Source organism: Paenibacillus brasilensis (assembly GCF_009363115.1).
Classification (GTDB): domain Bacteria; phylum Bacillota; class Bacilli; order Paenibacillales; family Paenibacillaceae; genus Paenibacillus; species Paenibacillus brasilensis.
Map to the genome: position 1 here is coordinate 169175 of NZ_CP045298.1, position 23304 is coordinate 192478.

Sequence of the window (23304 nt, forward strand, 5' to 3'; positions counted from 1 at the left end):
GCTTACCTCTTGCCAGTAAATCCTTTCATTCGGACGCAGGCTGCGCCATGTTCATCATAAAGGTCAATATCCAGCATCTCTAGCCGCTCTCTGTCTTTGCTGCCATTATCGAAACGGATTAGCGCCCACATATTCGAAGTGCATTTACCTAAAATTTCCATATTCTGAAGCGAAAAAGGCAAGCAAGGTTTATTGCCTTCTGTACCCATCATCGATCCGGCAGATGCCTGTAGCGCAGAATCCACGATGTCGGGATGCAGGATAAATTGTCCTTCCGCACCGGACATGCAGGATGGCAGACAAATCTTCGCCAGCACCTGCGCTTCCCCTACATACACCTCTTCTAACCAATGGTGAATCCCATCATGGCCCGCCGTCCTCGTCTTCAAAGCTTCGGGTGAGATGATATTTTGGGTGCAGCTCTCCTGCACCGCATGTATATCCAGAGCCGGCGTTTCCGCCAACCGGCATGGCAATGCAATCCCTTGGCTATGCACTACCTGCTGGGCATCCACTGTTTCAGCCTCGCTATAGATTTCATAGGAAATCTCTCCATTTCCCTCTGGAAAGAGTCCGATGTGAATCTGAACTGGCTGGACTCCCACAACAATCGGCTTGGCCCAAACGATATTCTTCAGCCGTATCCCCGTCCGTCTCCCTTTTAGCGCCCCATGCTCCACCGCAGCCCGGGCCATCTCAAGGTACGCGACTCCGGGTAACACCCGTTGCCCTTTAACAATGTGGCTTCCCAGGAAAAACTCCTTGCCCGTGAAGGTTGAAGTGAAGCGTTGCTCCGAAAGGTCGGACGTATTCCGGTGCAGCAGAGGGTGAATCACGGAGGCTTCGGCAGAAGCTGGCCAGTTATTGCCGTTATGTTCACCGATCTTGTCCACCCAATAGCGTTCTTTTGCAAAAGGATAGGTGGGAAGGCTGACTTTTCTCCGTTTAGCCGAGCCGTAGAGCTTGTTCCAGTCGATCATGACCCCCTTGACCCATAAATCCAACAGCTTCGAATATTTCCCTTTGACCAGCCAGGAATCGATGGCTGTTTGCATATCTTCATCCGCTGTGAAAATAGCCGAGGTTCCCTTATTTTGCTTGACTTTCCCGCGATATACATGCTCAAGCCCATCCTGTCCCGCTGCAAAGCCCCGCAGCTTCGCCTTGAGCTGCCCGATGCTGTCTACAATCACTCCCAGCCGCTCTTCCATGGCCTCGCGCCCTGTCTGGAGGGTGTAAGCTATGTCCGCAAGGTCGCCCTCCGTCCATGGCTGTTCCTCGATGGCGGCCAGCAATCTCTGGACCTGCGCCTTCAGCCCTTCCTCATTCTTGGCCGACAGCACAATGATGGCCGGCTTCTCCGGGGTAACGGCAGCCGAGGCCGCTTCCTGCTGTGCAGGAATATATTCCTCAAGCACCACGTGCGCGTTGGAGCCTCCGGCCCCAAACGAGGAAATTCCCGCCCGTCTTGGGACCTCCTGTCCATCCACGACCGGCCGTTTCCAGTCGGCAAGCTCCTGCTGCACGGCAAAGGGCGTCTTGGCAAACTGGATATTGGGGTTCAATTCCTTCGCATGCAGGCTGGGCGCAAGCTTCCCGTGCTTCATTTGCAGCAGGATTTTAGTCACTCCCGCGATCCCCGCTGCCGCCTCCAAATGCCCGATATTGGATTTGACCGATCCAATCGCACAATACCCGCTGTCCTGGGTATCTCTGCCAAACGCCTGGGTCAGCCCCGTAATTTCTATCGGATCGCCCAGCGCCGTTCCTGTCCCATGGGCTTCAATATAACTGACGGTCCGCGCATGGATTCCGGCCTTGTCCAGCGCCGTGCGAATCAGCTCGGCCTGGGCCACCGGATTTGGCACGGTATACCCGTTCGTCTTGCCCCCGTGGTTGATGCTGGTGCTGCGGATCACCGCATAAATATGATCCCCGTCTGCGACTGCCTTGGACAAAGGCTTCAGCAGAACGCAGCCCACCCCTTCACCCGGGACAAAGCCGTTGCCTCCGCTGCCAAAGCTCTTGCACTGGCCGTCGGCCGAAAGCATTTGCTGGGCGCATAATCCAACATAGCTGGAAGGATGCAGGTAAAGGTTAACTCCCCCGGCAACCGCCATTTCGCACTCCTGCTGATACAGATGCTCACACGCCTCATGAATGGCGGTTAATGACGAAGAGCACATCGTATCAATGGGCATGCTGGGACCTTGCAGGTTCAGCAAATAGGAAATCCGGTTGGCTACCGAGCTGAATGACGTATGCGGAAATACCCTCTCCCCCTGCTTCCATAAATCCGGGCCGTATAAATCGTAGCCGGTCTTGGTAATCCCCGCGAAGACGCCCACCTTCCCGTTATATTGCGACCGGATCTGCTCCCGGGTATAGCCCGCATCCTCCAATACCTCCCAGCAGGATTGGACAAACAGCCGTTCCTGCGGGTCCATGTTATGGGCTTCTAGCGGTGATATGTTGAAGAAGAGCGGGTCAAATTCCGCAAATCCGTCTATAAAGCCGCCCCACTTGCTGTAGCTTTTCCCCTGCGCTGCCGCCTCCTGGGGGTCCGGCTGGAAGAACCCTTCCTTGGACCAGCGTTCCTCCGGAATTTCCGTGATGCAGTCTTGTCCCCGCCGCAGATTGTCCCAATATTCCTGCAGGCTTCCGGCCTTGGGATAGCGTCCGCTGATCCCTATAATCGCCACAGGCTCCCGCGCGGCAGCGGCGGGCGCTCCGGCAGTAAAGCTGCGTGCCTTCCTTCTGCCGGCCTTCCGTGAAGCCAGTACAGGGAGTTCGTGATCGAAATTCCCCTGTGCCGCATGCGGCGGCAGGGCTTGTACCCGCTCGGTCAGCCCCGTCCATTTTAAGCACCCCGGGGAGTGATCGGACACCAGATACTCCGCCAGTTCCAGCAAGGTCCGGTATTCATAGAACAGCGTCTTGGAAAGCTCCCCAAAGATATCCCCCAGCTTCTGGTTCAGCTGATTGATCATAATCGAGTCAATGCCATAGCTCTCCAGAGACTCTTCCCCATCAATGCTGTCCACACGCATTTTGGTAATGTCGCCGAACATAACCTTGAGCTGGTGCAGCGTCTTTTCCTTCAATAGTTCCGTGTCAATAGCCGAAGCCGAAACAGCCGGAGCAGCAGGCGCACTTGAAGCGTCCCCTTCCACTGGACGGGGCAAGCGGCCCTTGCAGGTTTCCAGCAGATCGTCTGCCAGGCTGCGGAGGGTCGGATATTCAAGAAAGATGTCATAGGTCCAGTCGAGTCCATACGCTTGGTTCAATTCGTTAACCAGTCCGGTCAGGGCCACCACATCCAGCCCATAGTCATTCCACTCTGCATCAGGGTCAATGTCCTCGGTCCCCGTTTGCAGCAGCCGGGCGACTCTTCTTATGCAATCCTTCCGCACTTGCTCCGGCAAAGCTCCCAGATCGTGATCTTCTGTAAGGCTGGGAGCCTCTGTTTCCGGCCAAGCTGGAGATTCCGGCAGAAATTTTTCCTTTAACCGTACCGGATTCCCCTCCATGACCATGACCCGGTCACTTCCGGAGGCAAAGGCATGGTATAACGCCTGAACGCCGGTCTCTGTCCGCATGGGGGCAATCCCGAAATCCTTCATCATCACCTTCTCGGTCTCTTCATCCACATGCATTCCGCCCTCTTTCCATAAGGGCCAATTGACGGAGAGTGTCCGTCCCTGGCGCTGCTTTAACAGCACCAGGCTGTTCCGGTAGCCTGCATAGGCATCCATGAACGCATTAGCCGTAGCATAATCCGCCTGGCCGACATTGCCGACAGCCCCGGCCATGGATGAGAAGAAAATGAAGAAGTCCAGCGGCAAGTCCCGGCTGGCTTCATCCAGGTTGACCAGTCCGCTGACCTTGGGAGCCATCACGGCTTGCAGGTCTTCTTTAGTTTTTCTCAGGATGAAATTATCCCGTATGATTCCTGCGCTGTGAATAATTCCGTGGAGGGCTCCGTAATCGTTCCGAATATCCCGAATTAGAGCCGCCACTTCCTCTTTGTGGACCACATCGACTCTCCGGTATTCCACTCGCGCACCGGCGGCCTCAAGCGCCTTTAACGCAGACTGCTTGTCTTCGTTAAGCGGGGATCTGCCGGTCAGAATCAGCGTCGCATGCTTGGCTTGACCGGCAATTTCGCCGGCAAATATAAGCCCGAGGCCCCCTGCGCCCCCCGTAATCAAATAGATTCCATGGTCCTTCCATAGCGGCTTCACTCTGGATGCTCCCGCGCTGATTTCACTCCAGACAGCCACCCGGCGCTTTCCGTCTATATATTGAACCTGCTTATCCGCCAGGCTGCGGCTATTCTCATTCAGCTTGGCTATAAGACTTCCTGTATCTTCTCCCGGTTCTACTTCAATAAGCTGCCCCATAACCTTGGGATTTTCAAACTGCGCCGTATAAAGGATCCCTGACAGAGCACGGAATAGCTGCTGCTGGCCCCGGGCTGGGGCTACAAGCTGCAGAAGCGCCTTTTCCTTGGGCTTGGCCTTGAGGATACTCTTCACTTCGTCAAATATCTGTGCAGCATACTCCTGGAAGCGTTGGTCCAGTTCTCCTTGCGCGGATTGTAGAACCAGGCATTGGGCTTCCGGCATGTTGCCCTCCAGATCCTCGCGCGAAATACCGCTGATTTCACAGAGTACTACCAGGTGGCGGCTGTAGCCAGAATCTCCAGCTCCCTCTAAGGCCGCTTGCTCTTTCCAGCCGGGCTTTAACATAAGCAGCGCATCGGAAGCCGGGGGAGCTGCTGCCGGTTGGATATCCAATCCGGCTACTCTGATCGAGAACCTTCTTATGCGCACACATACCTTGCCTTGCTCATCACAGATATCAATATCAAATTTCCGTTCTCTTCCTCCTGCTTCATCATTGCCGCTGCACCGGATCAACGCCCACATTGCAGAAGAACAGTTGCCGAAAATCTCAAGCTCCTGAAGCGCATACGGCAGGACATAACCTGCATGAGCTTTGCCGTCATAGGACTTAGCGGTACTTTCCATGAACACGATAGCTGCTTGTAATGCGGAATCGATCAAGCTGGGGTGAAGAATGAACGGATACTGTGCGCTTGCGGCTGAAGTAGATAACGCCATCTTCACAAGCGCTTGACCGGTTCCCATCCATAATGTCCCGATCCCCCTGGCTTTGGCCTGGTCACGCTGGCCGGATGATAAATCACCTTGCTGACACTGTTTCTGTATGGCCTTAATGTCTAAAGCCGGAGCTTCGGTATCCGAATTCAGGAATGAACTTCCCTGGCAATGCAGAACCGGTTCAGAACCAGGCAGCCCGGGTGCAGTATAAATTTCATAGGCAATCTCGCCATTATCCTCAGGGAAAAGCCCGATATGCACCTGAACGGGTTGTTGTTGAACATCAACAGGTTTGGCCCAAATGACATCCTTTAGCTTGATTCTGCTGTTATCCTCCCTAATACTGCTTGTAGCCTGGTCTACCGCTGCCCTTGCCATTTCCAGGTAAGCCCCGATCAGCAATGTGCTGCTCCCCGCCGTCTGCAAATCCTCCAGAAAAAATTCCTTCCCGGTAAAATTTGAAGTGAAACGCTGTTCAGCAAGATCCGAAGTATTTTGATGCAATAAAGGATGGATCGCCGTTACAGCATTTGAATCTATCGGCGTTCTTACCAGCTTGTCCTCAAGCTCCGGCACCCAAAAACGCTCTCTTGCAAAAGGGTACGTCGGTAAACTGATACGTTGAGGCTTTATTCCGCCATACAGAGACTCCCACTCGATCCTATGTCCAGTAACCCAATGCTCCGCTATTTTCATATAGTCTCTTATGCCGGCCCATTGATTAATTAAGGTTGGATAACTCTGATCGGCATCCGTTACACCTTTGCTCTTCTTCACTTGTCCCTGCAAGTATTCATCCATTTCTTTCCTGCCGTCGATAAAATGCTGTAATTTAATCATCAGCGCGGAAACATCCTGTACTACAAATGCTGCCCGTTCTTCCATATTCTCGCGTCCGACCTGTAAGGTATAAGCCAGGCTGTTTAAGTTGACCTCGCTATACTTCAAGAACTCAAGCAGCTTCTTGGCATACGCTTGCAGACGTTCTTTATTCTTGGCAGAAAGCAGGATAATCACAGGGTCAGAATGGTTATTCACCGCCCCGGTTGTTTGCTGGGGAACTGCTTCAGGAACGTATTCCTCCAAAATAACATGGGCATTCGAACCTGTAGCGCCAAAAGAACTTAATCCGGCTCTTCTGGGATAAGCTGCTTCTTTTCCGTTTTTGTTCAATACAGGCTGCTTCCACTCTTCATTTCTACGCTGTATGTAAAACGGAGACTGTTCAAAATGAATATGTGTATTTACTTCTTCAGCATGCAAGGACGGTACCAGCGTCTTGTGGTAAAGCTGAAGAGCAACCTTGATCAAACCGCTAATCCCGGCTGCGGATTCACTGTGCCCGATATTTGACTTCACCGATCCGATCGCACAATACTGCGTTTCCTCCGTATATCGCCGGTAAGCCTTCATCAGACCTTGAATCTCAATGGGGTCCCCCAGAGAAGTGCCTGTCCCATGGGCCTCTACATAGCTGATAGTTCTGGGATGGATACCCGTTTTCTTCAAGCATTCCGTGACGACATCTGCCTGAGCGACCGGACTTGGAACGGTAATTCCGCTCACCGTACCGCCATGATTAACAGCGCTGCCCTTAATGACGGCATAAATATGATCTCTTGCCTGTATTGCTTTGCTCAACGGCTTTAATATAACCGCACCGATACCTTCTCCTGAAACATAGCCGTCCCCCTCATTTCCGAAAGTACGGCAATAACCGTCACTGGAATGGAAATCCATCATTCCATAAGCTATATATTTATTAGGATGAAGTAACAAGTTTACTCCACCCGCCAACGCAACTTCACATTCGCCGCGCTGGATGCTTTCCAGGGCCAGATGTACAGCAGTAAGTGAAGAAGAGCACAAAGTATCTACTGCCATGCTTGGCCCGTGAAAATTACAGAAATAAGAAACCCGGTTCGCGATTTGTCCATAGTTTAACGACAATGGAAATACGCTCCCCCGCGCCATCGCCTCAGCGCCAATCAAGGAATAATCCTTGTGCATGACCCCGACAAACACCCCTACAGGGTGTCGTTTAACCTCGCCAGGCGTCATCGCTAAAGTGCTCGCAGTATATCCCGAATCCTCAATCGCTTCCCAGCAGGTTTCCAGAAACAACCGTTCCTGCGGATCTAACGTTTTCGCCTCCCGCGGCGTTACTCTAAAGAACTGGTGATCAAAGCAATCCGGCTCATCAATAAATCCGCCCCATTTGGAGATGTTTTTACCTGAAGGCGATTTTAGCTCCTTGAATTCCTCCCAATTCCAGCGGGATTTCGGGATTTCACGGATGCAATCCTTTCCCTCTTTCAAGTTATCCCAGAATTCTTCAATATTCCTTGATTGGGGAAAGCGTCCTGCCATGCCTATAATCGCAATATCTTCCTCGGCCTGCCCCTGATTCATCTCCTGTATTCCGCTATTAAATTGGCCTATGGGCGCGGCGCCCTTCTCTGTAAAGTATGCAGCCAGTTCCGCAATTGTCGTGTACTCAAACAATACGGTCGGGGCTAATGCCAGCCCAAAAGCCTCTTCAAGGTCTTTAACAACAGCCAGTAATTGCGCAGATTCCAGCCCCAACTCATAGAACCCTATGTTTACGTCAATCTCAGACGCTTCCCATGCAAGGTATTTGGAAAAAATCTGACTTAACCGCTCCTGCACTGATCCTTGATTTCTATTGATCTCTTTTGGCATGGATGGATTGATTTGGCCGTCAAATCTTACCCGCTTGGTAGTTAAGCCGCGCAGTTCGCCAATTTGTGTTCCTTCCGCATTGAAGAACAGAATATCCATCACACGGATCTCTTTGCCTGAATGGCCGGAAGATAAATGAACCGTAGCATAGCAGCGGGTGCGTAAAGGTTCTTTGCAATAAAAAGCTTCATAATATAAAGGGATATATAACTCTTCCGCAGCGCTATTTCCGTCTTTCTCGATTAATGCTTCCGATGCCAGTCCGGTACCGTCAATGAGTGTAGGGTGAAAAAGATAATGTTCCGCTTCGCTACGGTAGTCCGCACCTACATCCACTATTACAAAACACCCCGGATTGGTCAGATAAATTTCAGCATCGGCTTTGATCATCCCCGTATGGACCAATCCTTGCGCTCTGGCCTGCTCGTATAGGGTTTCAATGTTTAAATACCGTACAGCCGTTCGCTGCATTGCTTCTATATTTATATAGTTATCAAGCTTTACTTCTTCCTCATGCAATTCGGCCGTAATATACAATTTCTCTTGAAGCGGATTCCCGTGTAGATCCGTCTCTGTTCCGTTAACCGACACATCCCAGTAGCTTGCATTCTTGTTAAAAGAAATCTTCAGTTCTACCGGCTGGTCTTCACGTACAATCAAGGGATTGAAAATCGACAGCTTTTTTAAGCAATGCCTTTGATAATCCAAGCCCAGCGATTGCTTCGCCAGTTGGTATAACATATCAATATAGGCTAAGCCAGGCAGTAACGGCTGTCCCTTAACCAAATGATGCTTAATAATCGGATGCGCAATCGTGATCAACGTATTCAGTGTTTTATTCATAGTAGTCGCCCCACACATTTGTTATATTTCGCTCCTTTCGTTGGCTTGCATCCTGCGGTTTGCCGGCTATTACCAGTTCCTTCAAAGAAGTTCTGCCATTGCTTATCGGAAAATATTTCTTATCCATTGTTGGAGCCGTCTTAGGGAAAAGGTATTGTCTGTAATCGGCATGAGGCACAAATTCCTCTATAATCACATGGCAGTTTGTACCGCCGTCGGGAAAGGAATTGAGCGCCGCAATCCGTTTCTTTCCGGCATCCGCCCGCCAATCTATAGTCTCCCGGTTAAAGCAGATACGGGAAGCGGAAAAATCATAGTAATCGAAAGGCGTTAAAGCAGATAAGAACGGTGGAATTTTTTTATGATGCACACTTAATACACAACGGATAAATCCGGCTAACCCGGATGCTAATAACAAATGCCCGATATTCGGCTTAACCGATCCGATACAGCATAGCGGCAAATCCCGTCTGTTAAGGCTGTAGACTTCAGACACGGCTTTAATTTCGATTGAATCAACGACAGGCGAGCCGCCCCCGTTGACTTCGATGTACCCGATGTCCCCGGCTTGCACTCCGCTTAATTCCAGCGCGTCCTGCATGACTTGCTTTTGAGTAAGGATATTCGGTGAACCGGGACCAAGTGTTTTGCCGTCATTATTAACGGAGATTGCCTTGATAACGCCGTACACATGATTGCCGTCCCTTATGGCATCATCAAGCCGCTTGAGCAGGACAACCCCTGCGCCTTCTCCCAGCACCTCTCCTTCAGATTGCTTGTCAAATATATGAAACTCGCCATTTTTGCTTAAAATATTCCGGGCCGCAAGCATGTCATGGGCAAGGGAATCCGTCTGTACGCTGACCGCTCCGACTAGAGCCATATCCATTCTCTTGGCCCGCAAAGCATCGGCGGCAAGGATCAGACCGGATATTCCTGATGAACAAGCCGTATCAACGATCATGCTGGGTCCTTTGAAATTGAAAAATTTCGAAATATTGGCCGCAATATAGTTTTGGCCGATTCCCAAAATGGGGTTCGGAGCCTCAAGCACCGTCTCCAGGTCCGCTACAGGCTGCGACCGTCCTCCAATATAAACCCCTGTCTTGTGTCCTGATAATTGCTTGTGATCGTATCCCGCATCATAAACGGCCTTTAAGCTTTCTTCCAAAATAATCCGGGCTTGCACATCCATAATGGCCGCATCATGTTCATTAATATTGAAAAATTTCGGATCAAACCGCTCCGCATCTTGAATCCATCCGCCGTAATATACAGGGCTGTCCTCAGATTGCCAGCGTCTATCGGTTAATGGCCGGATCGCGCATTTCCCTTGCGCCAGCAAGTTCCAATAGTCCTCCTTCGTGGGAGAATCCGGAAACCGGCAGGATATTCCGATCACGGCGATATCCTCCGTTGTATTGGCCTGATCCGTTACGAAAGGACTCTTTATGCCCGTATCCGCTTCGGATGTTTCGGTTTGAGAATAGGCGATATTTGGCGTAATGCGGGTTTCTCCAAGACTGTTTTGTAAAGCTTCGGAGTGGTTGGAAACAAAGTAATCCGCCAATGCCGCTATTGTGCTATGTTCCAGCAGTAAGGACGGCGTAATCGGCTTATCCACCTTTTGCTGCATCGCTTGCGTTAATTGGGCCAATGTAATCGACTCGACCCCATAATCACTGAATGGCTTATCTTCATTAAGCTGATCTTCCTTTAGCTTTAATTCCGATGCCAAAACAGACCGCAGCCACTTAACAACAGGCGCTCGCAAACCACCTATTCCCCCTGTAGGGGGACTTTCTGATTTTCCCTTCCGATCATGCTGAGGCAAGCGATCTTCTTCTTTCGCAGATTTGATCTCAGCTTTCAGCATCAAGCCGCTTGCGAATGTGCTCGAATCCGCTTTACAGGGAATGCTGACAGGATACGGACTGCTCTGCAAATAATCCAGAAACCTTATTCCGTCTGCCGTTCCTAAGGCCGAGATTCCCGTTCGGGTGTAAGCGGGTGTGCGCATTACCCCTGAAGCCATTCCCGTCTCACTCCAGGCAGGCCATTGAATGGATTGGAAATATGCCTTGCCCTCTCCGTGTTGATTTAGCACATAATAATCCATATATGCATTTGCTGCGGCATAATCACTTTGGCCGGCTGCCAGCGCCGGTACAACCCCGGATATGGATGAAAATAAAACAAAGAATTTTAACGGCTCGTTTTCAACAGCTTGGTGCAAGGTAACAAGCCCTTTTATTTTCGGCTCGCACACGGCTGCAATATCGCTCAGCTCTTTTTTATAGAAGGCAGGATTGTTGCTTGCAAGCCCGGCACAATGGAACACGCCCGTTACAGGGCCTAAATCTCTATGAACCTTCCGTAACAGGAGGCGGAGACCCTCCAGATTAGTTAAAGAGGTATGATCATAGAGAACCTTTATCCCCTGGTCCATCAAATATTGCATGGCCTTTAGCTTTTCTTTCAGCTCAGACTTTTCTTGACTTTCCAGCACCGCTTTCCACCGGGACGGCTCAGGCAGCTCTTCTCTGCCCATAATTACCAGATTTTTAACTCCCTGCGAAGCGATATGTCTGGCAACAGCCGCGCCAATTCCCCTCGATCCGCCTGTAACGACAACAACATGTTGGTCTTCAACCTTTGCAGTGGCATTAACCCTTTCCCATGCAGCATCCTCCACAGGGTGAGATTTCAGCACAGGCATATACCGCTTATCGTTACGATAGCAACATTCTGTCACGTTCTCCGTATTCTTATTTAAAAACTCCATTTGAATTTGTAGGGCAAGCCGATGATTCTCTTGAATTGAACAATCCGTATCCATCGTCATACTTTGAATTTGACTGTACTCGGCACTCAGCATGCGGTAGAATCCTGCCAGGCGTGAGCCGTTCATGGTCGTTATTTTAGTGTCCAGGTCATTTAAATTATAAGTAATTTGTAAAAACTTACAGTGGTCATTCCTGTGATTCTCAATGATTTGTTGCAGGAATTTGATCTTGCCGAGTTCCACATCTAAAGATCGCTCATATTCACTATCCAAGGCCGAAATATCAATTACACCCAGTATTCTTTGATCAGGAATGGCTTCCTTTACCTGTTGATAAAGGCGTTCGCCTGCCGAACCGGAATAGAAGTCGGTAGTTATTCCTCGCAAATACGGATTTCCGCCATGGATAACCTGTACGATCCGAATGTCCCGATGATCTTTAAACAACGTAAAAGCCAGTTCCTCCGTAGCCGATGTTCCTGCTACAATAATGATCCCTTCACTCGCATCCCTGTGCGGTTCAGCACTTTGGGGACTCCAATCTTTCACCAGAACCATGTTCTCCGTATATGCGGACGGCGCAGCCTCAGAAGCAACCGGGTCTTGTATTCCGCCGGGAACAGGCTTCACTGTAGGCATCCAATAACGTTCCCGGGCAAAAGGGTAGGTTGGCAGGCTTATGCGTTTAGGTCTAACGGCAGCATATAATTTATTCCAATCAAAATCGACTCCGTTAACCCAAAGCTCCGCAATTCTTTCATATTTTTTGCGCTGGACCCATTTATCCATAGCCTCCTGTAATTCTTCATCTGCTGCGAAAATGGATAGAGCCGCTTTATTGCGTTTAATCTGCCCTTTATATACCGCCTCAACCTCATTCTGATTTTCAATGAATGCCCTCAGCTTGCTCTGAAGCTCATGAACAGAACCGGCAATAACAGCCATTCTCTCTTCCATTGCTTCACGCCCAACCTGAAGGGTATAAGCGATAGATGTCAGGTCATCATTCGTGAATTGCTGTTCCCCGATAACGGCTAACAATTGCTGAACCCGCTTGGTAAGCTGTTCTTCATTCTTTGCCGACAATACAATAATTACTGGTTGTGTGATTAGAGTCTCCTGCCGGTTTTGTTCTATATATTCTTCTACAATGATATGGGCATTGGCCCCTCCGGCACCGAAGCTGCTTATTCCGGCACGTCTTGGAATTTCCTTTCCGTTAATCACCGGATGCTCCCAATCAGCAAGCTCTTGCTGCACTACAAAGGGTGTATGGATAAAGTCAATATTAGGGTTTAATGTTTTAGAATGCAGCGACGGCGCTAATTTTTGAAATTTAAGTTGAAGCAATACTTTGGTTATTCCTGCGATGCCGGCTGCACTTTCACAATGCCCAATATTTGATTTTAATGATCCAATAGCGCAGAACTGCGTATTATCTGTATATTCCCGGAATGCTTTGCTTAACCCGGAGATTTCAATAGGATCGCCCAAAGAAGTTCCGGTACCATGCGCCTCAATATAGCTGATTGTGCTTGGGTCAATTCCTGCTTTTTTATAAGCCTGATTGACTACTGCTGCTTGCGCGTTCGGATTAGGAACCGTATATCCGTTTGTTTTTCCCCCATGATTAATCGCCGTTCCTTTAATAACCCCATAGATATGATCTCCGGCCTCGATGGCTTTGGAAAGTGGCCTTAGGATTACTGCGCCAACACCTTCACCAGGAACATACCCGTCCCCGCCCTGCCCAAAGCTTTCACATCTGCCCTTGCTGGACGCAAATTTCCCCTGGGCAAGCGCCAGGTATTTGTTGGGATGAATGGAAACATTCACACCTCCTGCAATCGCCAGCTCACATCCGCCGGTTTGTAAGCTCTGGCAGGCTAAATGTATGGCCGTCAAGGAGGAAGAACACATGGTATCGACAGCCATACTTGGACCCTGGAAATTAAAGAAATAAGAAATTCTATTCGCTATTGAGGATATATTCCCCGAAAGAGCAATGGGTCTGCCCTGAAGGGTTTCCTGAACGCCATACAACTGGTATTCTTCATACATGGCTCCGACATAAACTCCGACATTGCCTTTCAAGCCAGAATCCGCAGCTGCATGTAAAGCTTCTCGGGTATACCCCGCATCCTCCAAAGATTCATATACACATTCTAAAAACAAGCGTTCCTGCGGGTCCATCATTTCAGCATCCCGCGGCGATATATTAAAGAACAGGGGATCGAACTTATCTACATCTTCTATAAAGCCTCCCCATTTGCTGTAGGTTTTTCCAGGCTTGTTCTTGTCTTCATCAAAAAACAAACGGTGATCCCACCGGTCCTTTGGTATTTCTGTAATGCAGTCCTTGCCGTCCCTCAAGACTTCCCAAAATTCCTGTACTGTCCTTGCTCCAGGGTAACGTCCCGAAACACCGATAATGGCAATATCCAACGCATCTGTTGTTGTCGCTTGCGGGGATTCAGTATGAATATTGGCAAAACGTTGATGTCTACGGCTTCTAAGAGTCGTTTCCGAAGTCTTCGTCACTGTTTCCAGCCTAGTGGTTTCAGACGGCTTCGAACCGGAATTCTCCGTATTCCCATTTATTTCGAGTAATTCCGCCATTTTATCTGCATAGGATTCAAGGAAATAGTCCGTTAATTCCTGAATGCTCTGATATTCAAAAAATAGTGTTTTTGACAATGAACCGAATGTTTTCTCTAATTCATTTGTCAGCTGCATAATCATAATGGAATCTATGCCATACTTCTCCATTTTGGCATCAGCTTCTATCCGGGATGCAGGCAGCCTGAGTACAGATGAAAGCACGGTTTTAAAGTAGTTTACCGCTTTCTCCTTCGCCACGCTTCCCAGATTGCCCCTATTTTCTATCTGCTGCTCTCCGGCATTAGACGCTTCTGAGGCTCCGGCACGGATATTATTCCCCCGTAGTGCAGCACGCAGCCGGTTGAGGTCGCCGTGCATGACTACTAGCTGGTCTCTGCCGGAGGCTAGACCCTGATACAACATCCGGATACCCGCTGCCGTATGCATGGGGGCCAAACCCATTCTTTCCAGCATAATCTTCTCGGATTCCTGATCCACCTTCATCCCTCCATCTTTCCATAGAGGCCAAAGAATGGATAATGTCTGTCCAGAGCGCTGCTCTGCCGCCACCAGTTGATTTCGGTATTTCGCATAAGCATCCATAAAAGCATTGGCAGCAGCGTAATCAGCCTGACCAAGATTCCCCATAAGATCAGCCACAGAAGAAAATAGAATGAGGAAATCCATGTCAATGTCTTTACTTGCCTGGTCAATATTAAACAGCCCTGTAACTTTGGGTGCTAATACCTCTTTTAGCTCTTCTTTGGTCTTCTTAATGATGAAGTTATCCCGAATGACCCCTGCACTATGAATGATGCCGTTAATATTTCCAAACTTATCCTGAATACTTCGGATTAATCCGGCAACAGCATCCTTTTGCGTGATATCTGCTTGCCTATATTCTATGAACGCTCCTGATTCCCGCAGCTTTGCAAGTTGGGCTGCCTTGTCCGCACGGAGTGGGGATCTGCCTGTTAATATTAAGTTTGCGCCCTGAACACGCTGGGCAATTTCTTCGGCAAAGATCAAGCCAATGCCTCCTGCGCCGCCAGTAATCAGGTAGGTGCCATTATCCTTCCATGGAATATGGACTTCATCATTTACTGTATCCAATTCTTTCAAGTCTACAGCCCATCTTTTACCGTTTAGATATCGAATAGGATTATCAAAGCTGCCTCTGCTATTCTCAGTCATCTGCTTCACTAATTCTTCCGGTTTGTCCCAGGCTTCAATTTCAATCAACTTACAGGAAATTTTTGGATTTTCCAATTGGGCCGTCTTTAATAATCCGGACAGACCGGATAAGAGCATTTGTTCGTTGTTAAAGGAAATGACGACCTGAATCAATACTCTGCTTGTGTGTTTTGCTTTTAAAATACGTTGTATTTCCTCAAACAGCCGTACCGTGTAGGCTTCAAATCGTTGGTCAATAGCTTGGTCTTCAGAATGCAAGACAATAAGCTGTGCTTGATCCATCCCAGCTTGAACCGTATGAAGGATAGCTTCTTCGGGTTCACAAAGCACCACCACATGCTGGGCGTACTTGATCTTTAGCCCTTCAGGCTCAATAGGCTGCTCTTTCCAGTAAAGCTCAAGCATATGAGTCTCTGCCGGAGCCTCACCATACGCCTGATCTTCTAATACTCTTAACGATAGCCCCTTTATTCGCACACAAACTTTGCCGTCCTCATCCAGCAGGTCGATATCAAGCTTTTGCACCTTCTTCTCAGGCGTTTTACTGCCAATATGACGGATATAACCCCACATATTAGGACGGCATCTTTCGAAAACCTCCACCTCGTCGAGCGCAAAAGGCAAGACGGCCTTCCGATCACCGGAAAGCAAGGTTAAGCCTATCGATGCCTGCAAAGCCGAATCCATTACGCTCGGGTGGATCACAAATTGATCCTTGGTGTCCATTACGCAAGCGGGCAAGGACAGCTTCGCCAGGACTTTACCTTCACCCACGTATAAAGCTTCAATCCCCTGATGTCCCAAGCCATAGTCAATGCCCAGCTCTCTATACGCCTCATAGCATTGCCCGGCGGAAAAGCGGTTCTCACTGCACATGGCCTTCAAGGCCCCAATATCCAGCATTTGAGGGTGTACAGCCGGACTCAGCACTATACTGCCCTGGCTATTTACGCTATACCCGGGATCATCATTAGAAATATTGCTGTATATTTCATAGCCAATCTCCCCATTCTCTTCTGGAAAAAGAGAGATATCTACCTTCACAGGGCTGCTGACTGCAACAACTGGCTGCGCCCAAACCATGTTTTTTATCCGTATTCTATTATGGCTCTCTTCCGAGGCGCCTGTAGCCTGCCTTGCCGCTTCCCGGACCATTTCAATATAGGCAACCCCCGGCAGGATCTTCTGTCCGTTGATTATATGATCGCTAAGGAAGAACTCCTCACCTGTAAAGGCCGAGCTAAACCGCTGCTCCGAAAGATCCGAAGTATTCTGATGCAGGAGAGGATGAATGAACGCTCCAGGTACAGGAGTGATTTGACTGCCACGCTTAACTTCCGCCTCGGGTATCCAATAACGCTCCTTGGCAAAGGGATAGGTTGGAACGTTCATCCGGCGGGGCTTTATCTCGCCGTACAGCTGATTCCAGTCCATGCTCAAACCCTTTGCCCATAATTCAGCAAATTCTTTTTCCTGAGAATCCTCATCCGGTGCAACGCCATAGCAATTTTGAATCTGGTCTTTTCCTTCCGTAAAATCTTTTAATTGTTCAATCAATCCCTGAATGTTATCGGCTACAAATGACACTCTCTCCTCCATTGCCTCGCGTCCGACCTGAAACGTGTAGGCCAAATCTTCGAGATGAATCTCTGTATTAAATTTCATTAGAAATTTAAGCAATCTCAGAGCATAAGCATTTAATTGTTGCTTATTCCTTGCCGACAGCGGAATGATCGCCGCCTTACCTTGAGTTAGACCGGCAGCCGCTCCTTCGACCTTATGATGAGGAATATATTCCTCAACTACCACATGGGCATTTGCGCCGCCAAAGCCAAAAGAGCTGATCCCCGCCCGTCTTGCGATCTCCTGCCCGTCTGAGTTGGTCAGTCTCTTCCACTCTTTCACGCGGTCTACAATATATAAAGGGCTCATACTCAGCGGAATATAGGGATTCAGCTTGTTAAAGTGAACAATACCCGGCAGCATGCCTTTATTCATGGATAGAAGAACCTTTATAAGTCCAGCTATGCCAGAGGCGGATTCGAGATGGCCGATATTGGTTTTAACGGAACCTACGCCACAGTAGGAATTGGGGATATGGGGATTAACCTCTTTAAATGCCTCCTGAATGGCCTGAACCTCGATAGGATCACCCAAGGAAGTTCCTGTCCCATGGGTCTCAATATAACTGACCGTTTCGGGCGGGACGTCGGAATCTTTATACGCCGCCTTAATAAGCTCCTTTTGAGCATTGAGATTTGGCGCTCTTAATGAGCCGGAATGTCCATCATGGTTGATCACCGTTCTTTTAATGATTCCGTAAATGGTATCCTTATCTTCCACGGCCTGGTCGTATGCCTTGAGCAATACGGCGCCATACCCTTCCGCCCTTACAAATCCGTCTGCCTGCTCGTCAAAGGTTTTGCAACGTCCGTCTTTTGCCAGCATTCTTCCTTTATGGCAGGCGCGGTAGACCCGGGACGTCAGGATAAGGTTAATGCCTCCTGCAACGGCCAGACTGCATTCTCCCTTGTGAATCGCTTCTGCGGCATGGTGTACGGCTACTAACGAGCTTGAACAAGCCGTATTGACCACTTCACTTGGACCATGAAAATTGAACCAGCGCGAAACCCTGTTTGCAATCATACTCATATGAAGCCCCGAATCGAGGTAAGCCCCGTAGGTTTCCATAAGCTCAGGCTGTCTTAGAACCAGCTCTGCATAATCGTTATAATGAACACCAATAAAAACGCCAACGTCTTGTCCGGCTAACCGGGCAGGATTGTATCCGCCATCCTCAATGACAGTCCAGGTGAACTCCAGACATTTTCTCTGCTGAGGGTCCATACTCTCCGCTTCCAAAGGCGAAATGTGAAAAAAAGGAGCGTCAAACATCTCCACATCTTTAATAAAGCCCCCCCATTGCGGAAAAGAATCCTCTAAATCTCCGTAATAGGCTTCGAAGTCTTTTAAAATACCCGGACGGCTTTGCTCAATCGGAGTGATGCAATCGGAATTTCCAATGATATTATCCCAAAAATGTTCTAAATCAACAGAGCCCCCCGGAAAATCACAGCATACCCCAATGATCGCAATATCCCCTTGATTGGTGTTTTCGGAAACGGCGACTGGTGAATCGCTTGAAGCCCTAACCTGTGCAATAGCTTGAGCTTCAGATGTCTCTCGAACAGGCAAACCATCTATTTGTGTTAGAATATACTTCGCCAAATCCTCAAAATCTACATGCTCAAACAATCTGACAGTCTCAAATTGAATATTGAAAATTTCTTCTATCTTCCTGGAGATCTGTACGTACTGGACGGAATTCATCCCTAGTTCAAATAACACGGTTGTCTCTTCCAGTGCGGCAGGGTCCAAGTCAAGGATCGGAAGGAATACCTTCTTCTTCAAAGCTTCAATCATTTCGTCAGTCTTGACTGCTGAGACTTCTTGAACCTTTATTGGAGCGGTATGAATCCCCCGCACATATTTATGAATTACTATAAGCTCATGATTCAGATAGAGATTGCGGCAGGCTTTCTTTTGAACTTTGCCGCTGCCTGACTTTGGAATGCTGCCACTCTGAACCAAATCGATTTCATAGATTTCAACGCCATGGGTTTCAGTCACGACGCGAATAATATCTTTCACTATTTTTTTACACTCGGATTCGCTAACGGGTGCTTCAAGCTCTTGAACGACCACCACTCTTTCCTCCTGCCCGATTTCACAAGAGAAGATTGCTATTGAAGCAGCAAGCTCCGGAAGATTTTTCTTGACCGTCCATTCCAGATCAATGGGGTGATGCTTTTTGCCGCGAATGACCATGACCTCTTTTTCCCGTCCGATGATATAGAGGTGATTGTCTTCAATGAATCCAATATCCCCTGTACGGAAGAATCCGTCCTCCTTCGTATCATCCAAAATTGCAGAAAAGCTTTGTTCCGTTTCCTGCTCTCTGTTGAAATACCCCAATCCCACACCGTCAGATTTGATCCAGACCTCGCCAATCTCTCCAGGCGAGCAGGATACACGGGTTTCAGGGTTGGCAATGACGATCTTTGTAGGCTTCTCAATCTCTCCGCAGCTTGAGACAGACCTGCTCTTGCCCGGATTATCGCTATATTTAACTTTGCCTTGATCCAAACAGTCAACATCCAAATTCAAATAGCGGACAGGTTCGCCTGGCTTGATGCTGACAACAGGACACACTTCTGACAGGCCGAGAAGAGGACAAAAGACGTTCTCCCTAAGTCCTATACTTTTAAACTTCATATTGAAGCTTTGGTAAGCTTCCTCTCTTATGGGCTCCCCCGCACAAATAATCGCCTTGATCGAAGCCAGGGAGAGATTTTTTACAGAATCAAGGTCTATTGATGAGCAGCAATACTCAAAAGCGAAGTTTGGCACAGCGGTATGCGTAGCCTGATAGCGGTCAATGGCTTCAAGCCAGGCTTCGGGGTTTTTAATAAACCGGCTTGGGGACAAAATTACACTGGAAGCTCCATGTAGAAGCGGGACTAATATATTATTGTGAAGTCCAAAGGCATGGAATTGGGGGAGCCAGGAAACCATACGTGTATCCTGGTCTATTCTCCACTGATCTGCTCCGGCTTGAAACATCAGGTTCTTATGACTGATCATAACACCCTTAGGCTGGGATGTAGAACCTGAAGTATAAATCAAAAGGGCAAGATCCCCCGGATTATGGCTTTTTTCCTCGGTAATAGTAAATCCATCCCATGCCGTATCATCAACATTCAACATAAATAATGAACTAAAATTCGGGTTTTCTTTAAGAACCCCCATAAAATATGTATTTGTTATAATGCATGACGCTTGAGAATCTTTTAAGATTAGCGATAGCTTCTCCAGGTCCTGGGCTTTAACAACCGGGTCAGTAATTGGTGCAGGTATCGCTACAACATTGGCATACCAGCATGCCATAATACTATAAATATATTCTAATCCTTGCGGCAATATAAGAATTGCTTTTTCGGCCGGTACCATCTTTGATTGCAAGGCACTGCCTACAGTTCTTATTTTATTTATTAAGGTTTGCCCATCAAGGAAATTAGGAAATTCATTTTTATCTTGATAAATAAACAGCTTTTTATCGGGATATTTATTACATACTTCGAAAATTCGAGAAACGTATGAAGTGTTTTCCGGACCCTTTTTTTGTTCCATAAGCTCTCCTCCAATAAAAATTGTTTGGACAACCAGCTTTATAATTCTTTAATGCTAAAAAAGCTGTTGAATTTTTGATTTAACATTTTTGCCGTTTCATTCATTATTTTTTCCCCAATCTCATCCACATGGCGATTTTTCCACACCGAAATGTCCGTACCTTTAACCCACTGATTAAACGCGCCAAGGGCTGATCCGCAATAAACCTGATAATCCACAATATTTTCTTTACTTCCGCTCAAAGCTAATCTATTGCTGTATTCAAAATACCACCTGAAAATTAACGCCATCTTTTGCTTTGGGTTCTGATCTGCCTTATTGATCTTGTGTTCAGGGGAATGAGCTTTTATCTCTTCATATGCCTCATTAAAGCTTCGTTTAAAGTATTTATCCTGAATTTGATTCCTTGTCTTTTCATCAATCTCGTCTAGGGAATGATGCTGGCAATATAAATCATATAATTTTTTTGCTCGCGCAGGAAAAAACACTCCTTTTTTAAGTACTTGAACTTTTACACCTGTTTCAAACATATTGCCATACGGTACGTAATCCGTATCCTGAACATTGATTTGCTGCAACAATTCCTTTACTACGTCATTAGTTCTTGCTTCCACCGTACATTGATTGATTGAACCTGTCAGAATAAAAGCCGCTCCAAGTATAAAAGCCGCTGCTGCTGCTTGCGGTGTTCCAATCCCGCCTGCTGCCCCTACCCGTACATTATTGTGGTAATGATATTTTTCCTTCATTTCATCCCTTAATGACATCATAGCCGGAATTAAAGTATAAGCCGATGCACCATCTGTATAGCCTCCTGAATCCGATTCAGCGCATATGTCATCTGCTATGGGGATATTTTCTGACATGTCCGCTTCTTCCTGAGTAATTTTATTCTCTTGCAGTAATTTATCCAGAATATGTCTAGGAGCAGGACTCAAAAAAGCTTCTGCTACCTCGGGGCGGGATACCTTGGCAATAATCCGGTTTGAACTTACAACCCTTCCATTAGAATCCCTTTTTAAACCTTTGGCATGATATTTTATGAGTGCGGGTGTTACTGTTAAAAAAGCAGACGCCTCAATCACTTTTACTCTAAGCGCTAAATATAGATCAACCAGCTTTTCTTCCCTTTCAGGGTCCGCCGGGTTATGAAATAGATTGACTCCATAGGCTTGCCCCTCATTCAGATTCTTCTGAATTTGCCTGATTGCCTCATCAATTTGCGGAAGCTCCATACCATGTGTTCCTAAGAATCCCATCATTCCAGATTTTCCTATTTTTATTACCATGTCCTCAGATGCAATACCATAGTGCATTCCACCAGTCAAATACGCATATTTCAGATTATATTCATTTTTAAATTCTGGATTGCCAAGTAGAGATGCAGTAATTTCGGAATGACTAGGCTGAGAATGCTTCAATGGTTCTGATGCCGACTTTTCTTCAGCTTCTTCGTAAGTGTCGATGGTCAACGGTTGTGCTTCTTTTTGAATTCGTTCGACTAGTTTCGTTAACATTCTACCCGAGCCAATTTCCTCAAATACTGACTCTCCTATTCCCATCAAATAACGGATACTTTCCGTCCATTTTACAGGACTATTAATTTGTTCAGCTAAAGTCGATTGTAGAAGCTCCCGCTTATAGGGACGCGCATAAACATTGGATATAACCGGAATAGATAATGGATAAAAAGTGTATTTATTCAAAATATTTTCAAATTCCAACCGTGCATCAGTCATGTACCTGGAATGAAAAGCCCCGCTGACATTTAACGGAATGAACAATTGGACATTTGGGGTTGCTTCAAAAATAGGCCTAGCTTTATCAATATCTTCTTTAAGACCGGAAATTGCTACTTGATAAGGTGAATTCACATTTGCAATATCAATGGAATATAAGCCATTTTGTTCTAACACCTCTACAATGTTCTCTTCAGTTATTCCGAGAACCACCGCCATGCTGCCTCCAGTAGCAAGGCTCATCAGTTCTCCTCTTTTTTTGACCAATTTTAATCCAGTCTCAAAATCAAATGCTCCGGCTGCAAATAATGCGTTATACTCTCCCAAGCTGTGTCCGGCAACAAAATCCGGTTTGCACCCTGTTTCTTTGATCCTTTTAAGATAGCTTAATGCACTAACTACGAACAAAGCAGGTTGAGTGTACTGGGTTTGACCTAAAGTTGAGTTGGGATCTTCCATACATAATTCTTTAATAGAGTATCCTAAAATGTCATCTGCTTGAGCAGTTAGTTCCCTAAACTCATTAAAGAGATTTCCTCCCATTCCTTTAACCTGTGAGCCTTGTCCAGGAAAAATAAATGTCGCCATATTTTTCATCCCCACTTTATAACCATAAATTTGAGTAATCATATATTCAAATTTTCAAATATACAGAGTTAAAGATAGTTCTAGTCCCACTCACAATAAAAAGCAGATAAAGTAAATGAATATGAATCTGCCTAATCTATTGGGATAAGCGTTATATTAAGTTTCCAAACCATTGCTTTCAATCTCAAGGATTTGCGGAAAGAGATAAACAGTGTACCGGATCAAAAAATCGGATGTGACTAAGTAGTCGGTGATGGATGAGGTAGATTTGCCAAAGATGTCGGAAACGACAGCATCAAGGGCTACACATATTTGAGTGAAAAGCTTAACAAAATGGTGGTTCCTTATGAAAGTGACAGAACTTCTGCCATAACTTTCTTATCAGAAATTGTTACTGGTATGTCTCTTTTGTCCAAATCCAGACGATGCTGTTGGACTTGATTAGGAAGGGCAAAAGAGCCATTATAGCAATAGCTAAGATGATTCTTATCGCTATTTGCAATAGGCTTGCTACCGGAGAAAGAATGGAATCTAA

At 47.3% G+C, this 23304-nt stretch carries 3 protein-coding genes; all 3 read right to left on the reverse strand.

The genetic code is table 11. The features are described 5' to 3' along the window. Positions 1 to 2: 2 nt before the first annotated feature. Genes GCU48_RS00945 through fabD form a run of 3 tightly spaced genes read right to left on the reverse strand, consistent with a single transcriptional unit; the run spans position 3 to position 22769 of the window. The gene (locus GCU48_RS00945) at positions 3 to 8672 is read right to left on the reverse strand and encodes an SDR family NAD(P)-dependent oxidoreductase (protein ID WP_167518618.1); all 8670 of its coding nucleotides are present in this window, start codon (positions 8670 to 8672) and stop codon (positions 3 to 5) included. After that, the gene (locus GCU48_RS00950; protein WP_152378747.1) at positions 8665 to 20442 is read right to left on the reverse strand and encodes an SDR family NAD(P)-dependent oxidoreductase; all 11778 of its coding nucleotides are present in this window, start codon (positions 20440 to 20442) and stop codon (positions 8665 to 8667) included. Before GCU48_RS00950 ends, GCU48_RS00945 begins: the two co-directional genes overlap by 8 nt. A gap of 38 nt (positions 20443 to 20480) precedes the next feature. Next, on the reverse strand, positions 20481 to 22769 hold the full coding sequence (fabD, locus tag GCU48_RS00955; protein WP_152378748.1) for an ACP S-malonyltransferase: 2289 nt from the start codon (positions 22767 to 22769) through the stop codon (positions 20481 to 20483). Positions 22770 to 23304 lie beyond the last annotated feature (535 nt).

Excerpts from the sequence above, each read along its gene's own strand:
- GCU48_RS00945 (WP_167518618.1), bottom strand. The coding sequence starts at position 8,672 with ATGAATAAAACACTGAATACGTTGATCACGATTGCGCATCCGATTATT.
- GCU48_RS00950 (WP_152378747.1), bottom strand. The coding sequence starts at position 20,442 with ATGGAACAAAAAAAGGGTCCGGAAAACACTTCATACGTTTCTCGAATT.
- fabD (WP_152378748.1), bottom strand. The coding sequence starts at position 22,769 with ATGGCGACATTTATTTTTCCTGGACAAGGCTCACAGGTTAAAGGAATG.